Source organism: Limnohabitans sp., assembly GCF_023910625.1.
Lineage (GTDB): Bacteria > Pseudomonadota > Gammaproteobacteria > Burkholderiales > Burkholderiaceae_C > Limnohabitans_A.
Map to the genome: position 1 here is coordinate 1,697,131 of NZ_JAAVVW010000003.1, position 15,694 is coordinate 1,712,824.

The window sequence follows — 15,694 nt, forward strand, 5'->3', positions numbered from 1 at the left end:
ACAACCCTCCGCATCGGTGCCTGGTGCAGGCTATGCAGGCGACCGCATTCCGCCTGCCGTCGAGCTGGCAGAAAAAGGCCAGCTGGACTATCTCGTCTTCGAGTGCCTGGCCGAGCGCACGATTGCCTTGGCGCAGCTTGAACGATCCAAAGACCCGGCCGCAGGCTTTGACGCCCTGCTGCAAGCGCGCATGCGGGCCGTCCTGCCCACTTGCATTCGCCAAGGCACCCGCATCATCAGCAACATGGGCGCGGCCAACCCGCTGCAAGCCGGGCACGCAGTGCTGGCCGTGGCCCGTGAACTGGGCTTGCCGCAAGTCAAAGTGGCAGTGGTGCTGGGTGACGATGTGCTGGCCACTTTGACGCAAACCGGCTTGGCTTTGCCCGTGCTCGAATCCACACAAACTCTTGGCGATCTGCAAGCGCAGCTGATCTCGGCCAACGCCTATTTGGGGGCTGAGGCCTTGCTGCCCGCCTTGCAAACCGATGCGCAAGTCATCATCACCGGCCGCGTGGCCGACCCGGCGCTGTTTTTGGCCCCCTTGGTGCACCACTTTGGCTGGGCCGCTGACGATTGGACGCGGATGGGCAAAGGTGTGCTGGTCGGGCATTTGCTGGAATGCGCCGGACAAATCACCGGTGGCTACTTTGCCGACCCTGGCCACAAAGACGTGCCCGATCTTGCGCGCCTGGGTTTTCCGCTGGCCGAAGTGAGCGCTTCGGGAGATGCCGTCATCACCAAAGTGGCTGGCTCAGGCGGCTGCGTCACGGTGGCCACCTGCACCGAGCAACTGCTGTATGAGATCGAAAACCCGGCTGGCTACCTGCAGCCCGATGTGGTGGCCGATTTTTCTCAGGTGGTCTTGACGCAGTTGGGGCCCGACCGCGTGCAAGCCACAGGCGGCCAAGGCCACCCGCGCACCGACACGCTCAAGGTCACCCTGGGTTACCGCGACGGCTTCATCGGCGAAGGCCAGATGAGCTACGCCGGACCCGGCGCGCAGGCACGGGGCCAATTGGCGCTGGATGTGGTGCGCGAGCGCCTGGCCTTGGCAGGTTTCGCCGACTTTGAAAGCCGTTACGACCTGATCGGCGTGAACGCCATCTTCGGGCCAAGCGCCTCACCCGCTGGCAGGCAAGAACCCGCCGAAGTGCGCGCCCGCGTGGCCCTGCGCGTGCCCAGCTTGCATCAGGCACAACATGTGGCCCAAGAAGTCGAAGCGCTTTACACCAACGGCCCAGCCGCTGGCGGCGGGGCCTCCCGTTCGGTGCGCGAAGTGATTGCGGCAGCGGCCGTGCTCATGCCCCGCGAATCTGTGCACACCAGCACCGTGCTGCTCAACGCCTAAGGACACTGACATGCTGCTGCGCGACATCGCCCACACCCGCACCGGCGACAAAGGCAACCGGTCCACCTTATCGGTGATTGCTTACGACCCAAAAGACTTTGCCTTGCTGGAACAACACCTGAGCGCCGAACGCGTGCAAGCCCACTTTGCGGGCACGGTGCACGGCCCGGTGGAACGCTACGCCCTGCCCCAATTGGGCGCACTCAACTTTGTCATGCACAACGCGCTGGGCGGTGGCGTGACCCGTTCACTGGCCTTGGACGCCCACGGGAAATGCCTGAGTGCGCACCTGCTGTCATTTGTGATTGAATGATTTTCTTAACCAATGGAGACCCCATGAAACGTTTGCGCATCGCCACTTTGTTGTCTGCCGCTCTGGGCCTCGGCCTTGTGGCTTCTCAGGCACTGGCCCAGGCCTACCCCAACAAGCCGATCAAAGCCATCGTGCCCTTTGCAGCCGGAAGCGCGACCGACCAGATCGGCCGGGCATTTGCACAAAAAATGTCCGAAGTGCTGGGCCAGCCCGTGGTGGTGGACAACCGCGCTGGCGTCAATGGCATGCTCGGCGCGGACGCTGTGGCCAAATCGGCACCGGACGGCTACACCATTCTGATCGGCACCAACAGCACCAACGCGGCCCTGAAAAGCCTGATGAAAAAGCTGCCCTATGACCAGGACACCGCCTTTGCGCCGGTGGCCTACATGGGCTCGGTGCCCTTGATCGTGGCCGTGAACAACGACGTGCCCGCCAAGAACCTGAAAGAGTTTGTGGACCTGGCCAAATCCAAGCCCACACAAATTACCTTTGCCAGCGCCAGCACCTCGCAACTGGTGTCCAGCGAAATGCTCTCCAGCATGGCGGGCATCCAAATGACCAACGTGCCTTACAAAAGCGGCCCTGCAGCCATGACCGACCTGATTGGCGGCCAGGTGAACATGTTCAGCGCCGACTTTGCCGTGATGCTGCCCCAGGTCAAAGCTGGCAAGATCCGTGGTCTGGCCGTCACCTCGACCCAGCGCTCCAAAGCCATTCCTGAGCTGCCCACCGTGAACGAAGCCCTGGGCCTGAAGGACTATGAGCTGATCGCCTACTTTGCGGTGTTCGCGCCCGCTGGCACACCGGCCGACATCATCACCAAGCTCAACGCTGCGGTGAATGCTGCCGCCACCGACAAGACCATCTTGGAACGCTTCTCGGCCCTGGGCTTCGAAACTGCACCAGCCTCACCCGAGGCATTGGCACAACGCTCCAAAGCCGAAACCGCCAAATGGGCCAAGGCCATTCGCGACGCGAAGATTGAGCCGCAATAAATCGACGCTGCTCGTCCAAGCGGCGCACCCCTGGTGACCCACTTTCATCCGAAACGGACCCTGCTCCGGTTCGGATGAAATAAGCCCATCATCGATCGACCGTCAAAGGTCGTCACATTTCATGACAACTTGCGTCCTGGGTCTTGCATGACCTATTGACGATTTTGACTACCCGCCGAACGCAACACCTGACGCGCATGCTCCAAGCCGACGTCGCGCAGCGTCTGCACAGCCCCCCAGTCCAACATGCCCACGCCTTTGATGGTGGGGTTGAAAGACAAGTCGGCCACCATGTGCATGCGTCTTTGGTGCTCAATGCTGGCCATGACCACCGAGCGGAATACCGTCGTGCTGATGGAGGGCAATCCGCGGTAACGTTGCTTGTGTTTAGGCCGCATCCAGCGGTCCCACAACACAGTCAAAGGACTGGGAACCCGATCGAACCGGACAGGCCTGTAATCGGACTGCTCCATGGTCACGCCAATCACGTATTGCGCACCTTGACCGTACATGACGTCCACCGGGTAGTTGTTGAATATGGCCCCATCGATCAACAGATCCCCTTTTCGGACCTCGGGGGGCAAGGCTGCAGGTATGGCCGAGCTGGCCAAAATGGCGTCACTCAGGTTGCCATGTCGGATCACCTGCATGCGCACTTGGGAGTAATTGGTCGCAACACAGAACATGGGCTTCCACAAATCCTCAAGGCCCAGCTGATGGGATGGCGGCACATCGGCAAAAGCGTGCAAGGTTTGCACCGTCTGATTCTCACGCTTTTTACCGCGCACAATTGAAATGATCGGCAGCCAGTTGTAATCTGAAGTGGGATTGCCCGTGAACCCCTCCTCCAAGTATTTTTGCAATTTCGGAACAGGTTGATCCATGGCCGCGGCACCAGCAATGTAGGCCCCCATGCTGGTGCCACCCACCATGTCCCAGGGCACACCAGCCTCCTCCAAAGCCTGAAGCACACCGGTTTGCACAAAGCCCCGGGCACCTCCGCCTGCCAACACCAATCCAATGGCGTTACCCGAAACAATCCGCGCCAATCGCTGCAAATCAGCCTGGTGATCTGCGCGCAAATGGTAGTGAGAGCTGGGTTTCGGGTTCTGCTCACTGCCCATCAAATAGGCGCGGCTTTCCAGCCAATGGCGAGTGCCTGTGGGCATCAATGTCTCAGGTGGATGAATCAGGCACAGGCTGGTGGTCTTGTTGACCAGCGGCGACTGCCCCAGAAAATACCGCTCCTCCAGATCCGTCAGAGCTGGCGAGCTGCCTGCACGTGCGAACAAAAGCACGACATCGGCCTGCCGCAGACAAATGCGCGTCCAGCTGGTGTCGCTGGGATGGGCCAGCAACAATTGGTAGTCATGCTGTTGTTCGGCATGCTCGAGCATGAGCAAAACGTCGCGCTGCACAGCGCTGGCTTGCCCCTCTGCGACACCCGGCTGCAGACTTTTCAGCAGGACAGGGGGGATGTTTTGCGGCAAGTGCAATGCAACACGTGTGGGCCCAGCTTGGTGCGCCTGCGGCGGTTGCAAGGGGTTGCCCATGTGGGCCATAGAGATTGCCTGGGCCAATTGACTGGCCATCTCTTGCATGTCCAGCGCGTGCTCATCCGAGCCCAATACAGGCAGTGGCAGCAAACAGATGTTGACCACACGGCGGCGGCGCTCGGTCTTTTGATTGTTCGAGGAAATTCGCCCGAGCAAGGACCGCATCATCGGCATGGCCACATGGGGATGGCGCTGCATCAGTTGATGAAAATCCTCGGCAGCGATGCGCAGCAATTGACTGTCGCGCAGGGCCTCGACATCGGCGCTGCGCGTGGTTGCCTGGATCACCCCCATTTCGCCAATCATTTCCCCTCGGCCAATTTCGCCCAACATTGTTCTTTTATCACCTGGCAAAAACGCACATAAACGACCACTCAACACCAGGTAAATGGCGTCGGAAGGATCCCCTTGGCGCAACAGGATCTGTCCCGCCTCAAGGCTGACGATTTGCACGCGCCGCTCCAATTCATTCAGCGCATCAGGCGCTTCAATGCCCAAAAACTCCTTGAATCCGGCGTGGATTCGGGCATAAATTTCACGGTTTTGAGGTTCAATGTTCATGGCAACAGGTCAATCAAATGGATCAAGGAAAAGCCAGGCCTTGTTGGAGCAGGTGCTGCAACCCGATGCGGCGAGCACAAAAACTGCTCAAACGCACATGGGTCAAAAATCGCCTTCGCAAGGCCACAAGATCAGTCACAGGCATCGCCCGGGCCAGTGGCATCTCAGCGGCCCAAAGATGCCACTCCTGCTGCACGCATTGCGTGAGCCATAAGCCAGCATGGGGCAAGAGACTGGCGCCCACGTCGGCTTCTGTCATCAGCAGGCTCAACCAGTGCTGCATGGGCACGGTCTGTGGTCTCTGGTGTGCATCTGACCGGGGGCTATATTGGTCATGCAGCGCATGAACCGCGCTCGCTTGCGTGGCCAAGACCACCTGCCGGATGACTTGGCCAGCACCATGCCAACGCTCAGCAGGTGCAGCGGTCCAGTTTGTCCAACACACATCCAGCCGGGCACACGCTAGCGCTTCGAGCGTTGGCGACGAGGCCACGGGACTGCCATCGTGGCCCCAGTCATGTACCAGGCAGGCCAGCAGCAAAAGCCCCGCATCACAGGCAGACCAGTCTGGCGCACGCCAAAAAGAAGCCTCTGATGCCAGATCGCCTTGCTGCCAAGCGGCCAGCAAGTGCGCGCTCAGCAGCAAGGTATCCTGAATGTGCGCAGCATTGTGATAGGGCCAGGCGGCCATCGTCATGTCACGCTCCACCTGCTGCGCGATGGAACATCCGCAAGCCATTAAGGCCTCCAGGAAGTCGCGATCAAGCTCAGGCGCTTGAGGCAGGATGAGGCTTTCCCAGAGCCCTTGCCAGCGTTCAGCCCAAGGGCATAGGCGTCAAACGTGCTGCGTGCACCGCCTTTGTCCAGGCCTGCGCCTGAATGGGCACCAGCGCCAGATCGGCCGATGCCAGATGAGGCGGCATCACTGGCAGCGAACGCGCTGGCATTTGCTGTGTCGCGGATAAGCTTGAGGAATGCATTTACTTCTCGTCAAAGTCTGTGATGCCCTGCCAGCCAGGCTGCGGCGCATTGGCCTTGAGAGCGTCTAGCCGCTGGGCATACAAAGCGATGAGCGGCTCAATTTGCAAACGGTCTATCGTGGTGGTCTGCGCGTTGAGCTTTTGCATGCAGGCCACAGCACCTGGCCAGTCGCCTTGAACATAATGGTCTTGGAAGATTTGCCAATCTGCGCAAAAGCGCTCCAGCGTATTGGGGTCTTGCGGCCAAGGCCTCACGGGGGTGTAAATGCGAGCAGGCAGCTCCTTGCCTTTGACACGCACCCTGTCAACCAGCAGCCAATGCACGTTGCTCACGTTTGTCATGGTCGCCTCGCCCACGAGCAGGCCCAGCCCATAGCGTTTGGTCAAGCTCTCAAGTCTCGAGGCCAGATTGACCGGATCTCCCATCACGGTGTAGGCCCGCCGTGTGTTGGACCCCATGTCACCTACCCGCACATCACCCGTATTCAGCCCAATGCCAATGGCCAAAGGGGGCCAACCACGGGCCACAAATGCCTCACTCAGACTCCGACAGGTATCCAGCATGCGCAAGGCCGCGTCCACTGCACGGTCTGCATGCTCTGGCTGCTCCACGGGTGCACCCCAAAATGCCATCACCGCATCGCCGATGAATTTGTCCAGTGTGCCCTCTCGGGATGCGATGCAGTCGCTCATGGCCGTGAGGTACTGATTGATGAACTCGCGCAGGTCATCCGGCGAAAGTTGCTCGGAGATGGAGGTGAAGCCCCGGACATCCGAAAACAAAATCGTCAGTTCGGCTTTGCGCGGCGCCATGCTGTAAAGCGTGGGATTGGCCGCCATCTTTTCGACCAACTGCGGCGGCACATACTGCCCGAACAAGGCCGCAAACTCACGCTTGCTGCGGCTCTCACTCCAATACCCCCAGACGTTGTAAAGCAAGAACAAAGCACACAGCAACAACAAAGGCGTTGCCACAGGCATGACCCAGCCACGGCTCCAGCGCAAAGCCTCTGCTGCAGCCAACAAACCCAGCGCCAACAACAAGGTCACAGCCAAGGCAGGAGCCGGCCGAAGTCGCTGCAATCCCCAAACACCGCCCAAGGCCAATAAGCACAGCATGGCCAATTCCCACCCTGCGGCATAGGGTGGCGTGCTTAAAAACTGCTGATCCAGCAATGATGCCAGTGCCAAGGCATGGATTTCTACGCCAGGGAAGGCCGCATGAACAGGCGTTGCGCGCAAATCCATCAAACCCGGGCTGGTGCTGCCAATCAAACCGATTTTGCCTACCCATCTCTCGGCTGGAATTCGGCCATGAACCACATCGGTGATGGACAAATAGTCAAAAGCGCCACCTTCTCGCAACCCCGGACCACGCCAAACCACCCCCATGCCCCCCTGTGCATCCAAAGGTATCCGGACTGAGGGAGTTGGTGATGGATCGGCCATGACGATGTCCAAATATTCGGCATAACCTGCAGACCGGTTGGCATTCGGGGGTGGACCCAGGCGTGCCACATGAGGAGGTAAGGTGGACCGCCAAACGCTCAAGGCAAGCGATTCATACACATGCTGCTGGTGTGCCATGAAAACCGGTACACGGCGATTTTTGCCATCCTCATCGATCAGGCCATTGATCAAACCACTGGCCGCCACCGCGTCAAATGCTGGCAAACTGGCGCTGTAGCCGTGCCAACGGTCTTGAGGCAACGCAAAACCCTGCACGTCATCCGGCAACAACAGCGGTATCGGCAAAGCGCCAGTGGTATGCGCATCCTTCCTGCCAGACAAATACCAGCCCAAAACCGTTGGACAACGGGACAAGCTTTGTGCCAGCCTTGCGTCGGCTTCAGGGTGAGGGTCGGGCTCAGCCAGCAACACATCCAGACCGAGCGCCTTCAACCCAGTGCATTGCGGCCCAAACAACACGTCCACCACCTTGGCCAGCGTATCGCGCTGCCATGGCCATCGCCCCAATTCGGCCAGGCTGCGCTCATCCACATCCAGAATCACCACATCGCGATGCACGTTGGCCGGTGCTTGCCTTTGAGCGCGCCAATCTTGCCAGCCACGCTCAACCCAAGTGATGGCCTGAAACCGCCAGAAATGAAATGCATGGCCCACGAACAGTACCAGCAAGGCAGCCACCAGCAAGCCTCGCCAGCCGGGCTTGAACAGGTGCCATGAACGCCGAGTCAAACGCATACGAGCCAACACTCAAATGGCCGCGCGCCACGTCACAGTTGGCGCTATGCGGTGGTAACTGTAGAGATCGATTGAGGAGGTGTTTTGTAGACGGCTCAGGCCAAAGCTCCACTGGGCGTGGATACGGTCATTCGGCGTCCAGTTAAAATTGACAGCCAACAGACGTTGTCGGTCACGCCGAAGGCTCTGAAAGAGCACATCCTCTGCCATGTGACGACGGTGCTCTTGGGACACATAAAATTGCAAGGCCGTACGTTGACCCAGTCTGTAACGCAGATGCCCTTGAACATTCAGTGTGTTCACACCTTGGTGTTTTCGCTCTGAGCTGTCAGGCTCTTCCGTTGCTACACCAGCACTGGCCCCTACCAACCAGCGCTCGGAATCTCCCAGCTTGCTCATCCAGCCCAAACTTGCGCCATGGCGCTGTCCTTTTCGCCTGGGGTCTAAGGGATACTGGACACCCCCGGTCTGGGCACTGAGGGTGAGTTGACCGACTCCAGGCCAGTCCCAAAAATACAAGCCTCGCAAGGCTTGAGTCTCTCGCACGACATCTTGAGCACGCCAGTCTTTCGTGGCTTGTACGCCAACCTGCCAGGACTGACGCCTGTCTTGCATGGGGCAAGTGATGGCGGCCTCCAACACCAAGCCCTGTCCGTCATAAGTGGGCAAGCGTTCGTAGCGCGTGTCTTGCGCACTGCCCTCACCCATCAACTGACAAGCTTGCAAAGGCGAATCCGCAGCCTTGACCCTGTGCACCCAGCGCACGCCAATTTGTGCACTGTGCGTGCTGGAGGCCTTTCGCCGCAAAGGATCATCAGGCAAAAGATCAAAAGCTGGAAACCCCGGAATGTGGACTCTCCCCGAAACGCTGCCCGCATTGACATTGGAATCATGCCCCGCCGAAAGCACACTCCAGAACTGCCAGTCGGATCCAACGACCACCGTTCTGTCACGAATGGCACCCAGGTAATGCCCCACTTGCCCCCTGACGTCGTCTGGCAAAGGCTGAGCTAACAAGGATTCAAACAGCTCTTTAGATCTCTTGTTTTCGCCAGTTCTGAAAAGAAGCGTGGCCATTTCAGCCTGAATCACAGGGTCATCCGGGTAAGCAGCCCACAGGCGCTCATAAGCCAGAATAGCCCTCGTCAAAGCCCCTGCTCGGGATGCAGCTTGCCCCAGAAAACGGTCGAATTCAGGATCCCCGGCATGGAGCGGCTCGAGCGGGTGTAGCAACTCCAGGAGTGGGGCCCAACTCTGTTGCGCCTTGAGCCGATGGGCTTGCTCAAGCAAGTCCTTAAGGGGAAGCCATGGCGCATTCACCGACATCTGACCCACAAGCTCGGATGATGAAATTGCATTGATTTGCGCTTTGAACGGCCTCGGCACCATCAAGGTCAAGAGACACAGCAACCAAACGGACCAGCGCATCCGTCCAGTGCCTGTGCCCCTTTTTAAAGACAGAGCAATCATGGCTGACCTCTTTGGTAGCCGATCACTCCCTGGACCTTGGTCAGATCTTGAGGTTGCCTAGTCTGATCGTTGTTGATGACAAAACCGACACCTGCATGACTACCCTGCACGCCATACAACTGCCCCGAGGCTTGGAGCACGAAGGAACCTGCTCTCGCATCCTTGATGTTGAAAAGGTTGGCCCTGCGGTCATAGCTCACAGGAATATTTGAAAACAAAACCTCATCACCGACCTGAGCAGGCGTCTTGACGCCGATCTGAAAACGCATGGCTCCATCGGCAAGATTGAGAGAAAAAGAAGAACGCAGCTGTCCTGCTCCCTGTAGGCTGGCGACATCTTCCCCCACGAGCTTGAATGTCGATGCATGCCCGATGGATTGGTAAAAGAGGGTTCCTGTTGCAGGCAACTCGCTCAGAGGCGCGCCGCTGATCCATTGCACTCGCGTACCGTTTGAAAACCCATCCAGCGGGCTTGGGAGTGTCCGTATTGCGCCCTGCAGCCATTCACCCCAACGAACGACCAGTCCGTCTGAAGATTGCCCTGAAGATACGGCTTGTTGCCCGGTCATCTCTTTGTATACCGACTCAGTCGATGTAGTGAAAACACCTTCCACCGAGGACAAGACCTGGGCGCCACTGCCGTTTGTCCGAAAAACATGGGCGCCAAGGCTGGTGACAACACCATTGGCCCCCACCCCCCCCACCAAAAGGGAATGCCGATCAAGACGCGTCTCTGTTACCGGCGCTGGCGCTGGCGCTGGCGCTGGTGTGGGTGCTGGCGTCGGCGCTGGGGTCGGTAGTATTGGGTCAGGCCTCAAAGCACTTTCACCCGCGCCCGAAGCTGTTGGCCTTTGATTTGGAGGCACCTGCCCTTGAGCAATTTGTGCTTCAGGTGAAGCCGCATTGCTGCTAGCAGGCACAGGCGTGTGGGTCGGGATGTTTTTCTGCTGGTCGCGCCCTTTGTCAGGATCCGAAGTGAACCCTTTGTGGATAACCTCTTTCTCTTTGGGGGAAGACCTCTCCACGGCACCACCATAAAGTGCAATCTCTCTTTCATTAATTGTGTACTCGGTACCCCTGATGCCAATGGTTCCCGTGGGCGTATCCATACGATAAGCCTCGCGGTTGACTTTGGAGATCGCCCCCGTCAATGTTCGAAGACCCCCTTCAATCAACCGGGTCTGCGCCTGATTGCCAGCCGGATCTGTGGGATGGAACCGGTACGACTGGATCTCAAAACGCGTATTGGGTCTGAACGACATCAAAGCACCATCGACAAAACGCAGTTGCAATTTGCCTGCACCAATCAGCAATGTGGTGCCCTCATCAATCAGATCGCCTTTTCCAAGCGGTTTTCGCTGACCTGAAGACGTCAGCGCGTGAACTTCACCCTGCGAAAAAAGGACCCGCGCGGCCTCCTTTGACCAAGCTTGTGGCGCACAAGCCAAGCCAATGCAAGAGGCCAACCATGTCCACTGAAAAGGAAAAATGCGACTTGTGATCTGCGCCATTTTTGATTGCATAACTTTTTGGGGGTGCCATTGAACAATTCACCAGCCTGACTGTCCATATCACCCTTCAACAACATTCGGATTTAGTGAAATTTAAGCATAAATTAAGGCTTATTATCCAATTTATCGGGATGAACGGAAGAAAGTTGGCAAGCCTGCTGTCGTCACTCAACATCTCAAATCAGTGGTTAAGGTTGTAGAACTTCCACCCGCCGATCCGGTTGCGACGGTCGCTGAAAACTTGGATGCCCTTGATTGGACGGACTCGTCCTGCTTGGGGGATGAACCCAACTGGGGGGAATTGATTGCACCGGGAGCCAACCGTCCAAAAGTTGCAGAGGACTGGGACAACCACTGGGAAAATGTTTGGCGATGGCTCTACTGTCTTGCCGATACCCACGGGCTGAACTCGTTTGATCGGACTGTCTATGCTGGCTTCAAAAAAATCAGCGCCAGCATTGGTGATCTCTGGCTGGATTTGAGCAAGGTTCGTCGGCTTATGAACCTTGCCGGTATGGTGCTTGATCCCAAAGGGATTGGCTCCAAGTGTCGCTGAAAATTTTAATTGGCACTTACTGATTGGTATGTCATGCGCAATATTCAGAAATCAATCAGGTTTGGACATGCCATACGACGCTGCCGCATGTCGTCAGGCAGAAACCGGCCAACACTAGCCGCTCATCGATTCCGGAAAGCGGCCACCCAAACGTCAGCTGTTATCTCGAAACCTGCCAAAGGGCCAATTCACACCCCTCGGGCACACAACTGTTGAGCTATCTCAGGAAATCAGATCGCAATGTGTTGGGTAGGATTCCCCATTTCCCGCGAGATCATGCGCTTACATCACGGCAGCATTTCAGCAAGCAATAACCTAGATCGCGGCGCATGCTTTTCGATCAGTTTTTGAACCAACCCTAATTAATCACTCTCCAGCTGGCTCAATTGCAGTGTTGTTGTACGCAATCTGTCGGCCAATAACGCACTTAAATTTCGCATGATCGCAATCGCCAGCGCCGGTGTATCAGCCGCGAGACGTTCAATCAACGCATTGTCGAGTTCCATCAGCACACTGTCTTCATCAGCCAAAGCATTCGCCGATCGTGGTGCTCCCGTAATAACAGCCATCTCCCCCAATACTGCACCAGGGCCAAAGGCAATCAGGCGTTTCTGAGTACCTGAAGCGGTTTGTGGCAAATGAACACTTAACGAACCGGAGATCACGATAAACAAGCTGCGTCCCAAATCGCCTTGGCGAAAGAGGTGATCTCCCTTGGGCAATTGGCGCGGTCGCAAATAACTGATGAGCGCTGAAATTTCCAGGGCCGTCAGTCCGGCCATGAGATCCGACTTGTGCAGATCAAAGTTGCCCAGCGCGGTATCCGAAAATCCATGGCGAACCAGGAGTAAATCTTCGGCATATTCCAAAGCTGCATCAAGATCGGCAAACCAGTGTTTAGCGGGAATCTCAATTGCCACACTCCGCAACAATAGCTGTTCATGCAAATGTCGCTCCGGAGGAAGGTGCGCCAACAACAAATGGCACCCACGCTCACGATAACGCCTTGCCGTCTGGCGCAGAAGCCGACTGGCTGTCGCATCGATATCGCTGACCCGACGCAAATCAATAACAATCAGAGTAGCGATTGAGGCGGCCATCTCTATGCGCTGAATGAAGCGCTCTACCGAACCGAAAAACAACACGCCTTCCGCTTCAAAGACGACGATTTCCTTGCCATATTTATCCTGCAACTGGCGCGCAGCAGTGGATCGGATGCGCAGTGAGCGAGAAACATCGCCAAAGCTGACCCGGCGCACGACAGAACGACTCTGGTCGCGAATAAACAGACCCATAGCAGCGATAGTCCCGACCGCCAATCCGGTAATGAAGCTGTCAAAAACAGTAATCAAGGCGACTAATATCATTACAAAAAAATCGGCGACGGCACGCTTGCGGTCCCCAGCATTGCTCGCCGCACGCCATTCAGCCAAACCCTGGCGCAGACTATTTCCGACCATGTTGCGTGCCACCACAATCAATACGCCAGCAATCGCGGCTTGAGGTAGCTGGGCCAGCCAAGGGTAGGTTATTGAAATCAGCAGCAAGAGAAAGAGCGCATAAAAAACTTGCGCCCGGCGGGTCTGCGCTCCGCCTGACAACACCGAAATCGATCGGCCAAGAGAGCCGGCAACCGGAATCATCAAGGGTGCCAGAATCAGATTGGTCAGGCCAAGTCGCCGCAAAATATCATGCCCAGATGAACGCTCCCGCTCCTCGGAGTCAAGATGCGCTGCTGTGGCCAAGGTTTCAAGTGCCGCAGCCATGCTCATGGCCAAGGCGAATTTGCCAATCAATAACCAGTTCTCGAGTGAGAAGCCAGGCCATTTCAGTGCCGCCATTAGCAGCACAGGACTCGGCACGGAGAGCGCCAATTCGGAAATATGGGGGCCGCGCTCAAGCCCGAAAACGGCGAGCAATGAGGCGTCCATCAAGGCGGCAAACAGCATGGCCTGCAATACGGAAGGCACCTGCCGAATCCATTTAAACCCAACGGGTTTAATGCAGAAAAATACAGTGATGCCAGTTACCAGAAAACTGCCTAAATGCAGTTGATTGAATGCTGACGGCCAGCCATGATTGATGCCGATACCTAACGCCATCGGCAGCGCCGAGATGACAAGTAAAGCAGCGATTCCATTGGTAAAGCCGGCCAGTACAGGTAACGGAATGTATTTGATCAATTGCCCGAAACCAAGGCGACCGGCGATCAGCAGCAATAATCCACTACTTGCCATCGCCACAACAGCCGCCCCAGGCAAGGCGGCAGGTTCGCAGCCATGATCAAGCAATGCAGCAAACAATCCGGAGAGCAGGATGACCAGCGTTGGACGTGGTCCGACAATTTGACCTTTGGAAGCACCTAGTGCCACATAAATCAGGGTTGCAAGCGCAGAAACGTAGAAAGCGGCGGAAATCCCCATTCCTGCAAATAGCAGGCCCAGCGGGGCAATCGCCAACAAACCGTAATTTATTTCCTGCGGGATCCCGATCAATGCCCCACCAAGTCCAGCACGCGCATCGGCCAACAAAACAGGGAAAATTGGATTTGATTTCGACAAAAGGTTTTCCAAAAGGGGATAACCAACCATTGTAGGGAATCACGCCGCCTCAAATGTTACGAAAAAATGACAGCGGCAGAGCGCGAGACAACAATTGAATCGATTTGCCATCTGGCAGAATTGAACGCAGGCCAGTAGTTTTAAATTCGATAACCTGCCGCTTGGAATCAACTGGCCAGTAAATTCTTGGCAAATGGCTCGAAATTCGGGTATCCGAGCTACTATCTTTGGGTAAGCGACACTGCGCTTTCAATCGGAACACGTCTTTACCCGAGAGCCTGTTTTGGGGTGTCATGTTGCTGGCGGCTTTTTTTTCACGGCAGGTCGTTTTGTTGAAGAAGTCCCCTACGACCCACACCTTTACTTTCACGGTGAAGAGCAAAACTTGGCGGTCAGAGCATTCACGCACGGCTGGGATATTTTTCATCCGCCGCACATTCCTCTGTTTCATTTGTACAAAAGGCCAGAGACTGAACACCAAGCCCACCACTGGCATCCCGATTGGGAAAAACAACGCGACTTCAAATTTTCACAACTCAACGCACTGGCCGAACAAAGGCTCATGGATTTGGTCTATCAACGGCGTGATCTTGGACGCTACGGTCTAGGCAAGGAGCGCACCTTGAAAGATTTCGCAGCGCTTTCCGGCATCGACTACTCTCAACAATCGCTCATCCAACCGTATCAAAAAGAAGGCTACTTTGGCACCGATGGAGCCAAGACCTCCGCCCCACCCCCCTGATGACCCAACACCTTGAGCGCGACGAGATCGCTGGTCATGGCCGATACCGCGCACCCATCAGTTCCTCCACGCCAAACTTCTGCAGCAGTGCCAGCAGGCGCTCGCCTGATGCGCGCTTTTTCTGGCCGGTGTACTTGGCCAGGATCAGCTCGTTTTTCATGCTGTGTTCCCAGCCCACGAGTTCGGTCACGGTCACTTGGTAGCCTTGTGACTCTAAGTAAAGGCAGCGCAACACGTTGGTGAGCTGGCTGCCCACTTCGCGGGTGTGCAGGGGGTGACGCCACAACTCAGCCAAAGGCGTGCGCTGCAAATTCAGCGCCTTGTTCTGGTTCAGCGCCCGGGCCAGCTCGGCCTGGCAGCAAGGCACCAGCACCATGTATTGGGCTTTCTTTTGCAGGCCAAACGCGATGGCGTCGTCGGTCGCGGTGTCGCAGGCGTGCAGCGCGGTGACCACGTCAATCTTTTCAGGCAACGCATCGCTGTGGGCCGACTCGGCCACACTCAGGTTGAGGAACTGCATGCGCTCAAAGCCCAGCCGCTCGGCCAATTGTCGTGAGGACTCCACCAGCTCGCTGCGGGTCTCAATGCCATAGATCGTGCCCTGACCCAGAGCCTTGAAAAACAGGTCGTAAATGATGAAGCCCAGATAGGACTTGCCCGCGCCGTGGTCGGCCAGCGTGGGGCCGCTGTCGCTGACGGGCAACTCTTTGAGCAGTTTTTCGATGAACTGGAACAGGTGGTAGACCTGCTTGAGCTTGCGGCGCGAGTCTTGGTTGAGCTTGCCTTCGCGGGTCAGGATGTGCAGTTCTTTGAGCAGCTCGACCGACTGGCCGGGGCGCACATCCAGGTCCAGCGGCTTGGGCGCTGCGGCCGTTTTGTGGGAGCTCATGGTT

General features: G+C 57.0%; 14 protein-coding genes. 5 read left to right on the forward strand and 9 right to left on the reverse strand.

Going from position 1 to position 15,694, the window contains the following annotated elements:
* Positions 1-16 precede the first annotated feature (16 nt).
* From HEQ17_RS11495 to HEQ17_RS11505, 3 genes are read left to right on the forward strand one after another with little or no spacing between them, the layout of a single operon-like run.
* Entirely contained in the window at positions 17-1,348 is a 1,332-nt protein-coding gene (locus tag HEQ17_RS11495; protein ID WP_296292871.1) for an acyclic terpene utilization AtuA family protein, read from the forward strand.
* A 10-nt stretch (positions 1,349-1,358) separates the two neighbouring features.
* Entirely contained in the window at positions 1,359-1,661 is a 303-nt protein-coding gene (locus HEQ17_RS11500; RefSeq protein ID WP_296292872.1) for a hypothetical protein, read from the forward strand.
* Positions 1,662-1,684: 23 nt separating this feature from the next.
* Positions 1,685-2,659 (forward strand): tripartite tricarboxylate transporter substrate binding protein, encoded by a 975-nt coding sequence (locus HEQ17_RS11505; protein WP_296292873.1) that lies wholly within the window; start codon positions 1,685-1,687, stop codon positions 2,657-2,659.
* 152 nt (positions 2,660-2,811) lie between these two features.
* On the opposite strand, the gene HEQ17_RS11510 is transcribed toward HEQ17_RS11505, so the two are convergent.
* The 6 genes from HEQ17_RS11510 to HEQ17_RS11535 form a co-directional block, all read right to left on the reverse strand.
* Positions 2,812-4,776, reverse strand: a complete 1,965-nt coding sequence (locus HEQ17_RS11510) for a patatin-like phospholipase family protein (protein ID WP_296292875.1) — start codon at positions 4,774-4,776, stop codon at positions 2,812-2,814.
* 22 nt (positions 4,777-4,798) lie between these two features.
* Complete coding sequence (locus HEQ17_RS11515) at positions 4,799-5,473, reverse strand: hypothetical protein (protein WP_296292876.1); 675 nt, start codon at positions 5,471-5,473, stop codon at positions 4,799-4,801.
* Between the two features lie 118 nt (positions 5,474-5,591).
* Positions 5,592-5,756 (reverse strand): hypothetical protein, encoded by a 165-nt coding sequence (locus HEQ17_RS11520; protein ID WP_296292877.1) that lies wholly within the window; start codon positions 5,754-5,756, stop codon positions 5,592-5,594.
* Positions 5,757-7,961, reverse strand: a complete 2,205-nt coding sequence (locus HEQ17_RS11525) for a CHASE2 domain-containing protein (protein WP_296292878.1) — start codon at positions 7,959-7,961, stop codon at positions 5,757-5,759. It abuts the gene before it with no gap.
* A gap of 12 nt (positions 7,962-7,973) precedes the next feature.
* A complete protein-coding gene (locus tag HEQ17_RS11530; protein WP_296292879.1) occupies positions 7,974-9,251 on the reverse strand; it encodes a tetratricopeptide repeat protein in 1,278 nt (425 codons plus the stop codon).
* Positions 9,252-9,427: 176 nt separating this feature from the next.
* The gene (locus HEQ17_RS11535) at positions 9,428-10,942 is read right to left on the reverse strand and encodes a FecR family protein (protein WP_296292880.1); all 1,515 of its coding nucleotides are present in this window, start codon (positions 10,940-10,942) and stop codon (positions 9,428-9,430) included.
* 184 nt (positions 10,943-11,126) lie between these two features.
* On the opposite strand from HEQ17_RS11535, the gene HEQ17_RS11540 reads away from it, so the two are divergent.
* Positions 11,127-11,498, forward strand: a complete 372-nt coding sequence (locus HEQ17_RS11540; protein WP_296292881.1) for a hypothetical protein — start codon at positions 11,127-11,129, stop codon at positions 11,496-11,498.
* Between the two features lie 362 nt (positions 11,499-11,860).
* Here the strand turns inward: HEQ17_RS11540 and HEQ17_RS11545 are convergent, their stop codons facing one another.
* Positions 11,861-14,071 carry a SulP family inorganic anion transporter gene (locus HEQ17_RS11545; RefSeq protein ID WP_296292882.1) on the reverse strand — a complete coding sequence of 737 codons (2,211 nt, stop codon included), beginning with the start codon at positions 14,069-14,071 and terminating at the stop codon, positions 11,861-11,863.
* Positions 14,072-14,108: 37 nt separating this feature from the next.
* Positions 14,109-14,429 carry a hypothetical protein gene (locus tag HEQ17_RS11550; protein WP_296293781.1) on the reverse strand — a complete coding sequence of 107 codons (321 nt, stop codon included), beginning with the start codon at positions 14,427-14,429 and terminating at the stop codon, positions 14,109-14,111.
* Here HEQ17_RS11550 and HEQ17_RS11555 point away from each other — a divergent pair.
* Positions 14,343-14,801, forward strand: a complete 459-nt coding sequence (locus tag HEQ17_RS11555; RefSeq protein WP_296292883.1) for a GlcNAc-transferase family protein — start codon at positions 14,343-14,345, stop codon at positions 14,799-14,801. The two genes, HEQ17_RS11550 and HEQ17_RS11555, sit on opposite strands and share 87 nt — an antisense overlap.
* A gap of 34 nt (positions 14,802-14,835) precedes the next feature.
* Here HEQ17_RS11555 and HEQ17_RS11560 read toward each other — a convergent pair whose 3' ends face one another.
* Positions 14,836-15,690: an SAM-dependent methyltransferase gene (locus tag HEQ17_RS11560; RefSeq protein WP_296292884.1), complete on the reverse strand. Its 855-nt coding sequence runs from the start codon at positions 15,688-15,690 to the stop codon at positions 14,836-14,838.
* Positions 15,691-15,694 lie beyond the last annotated feature (4 nt).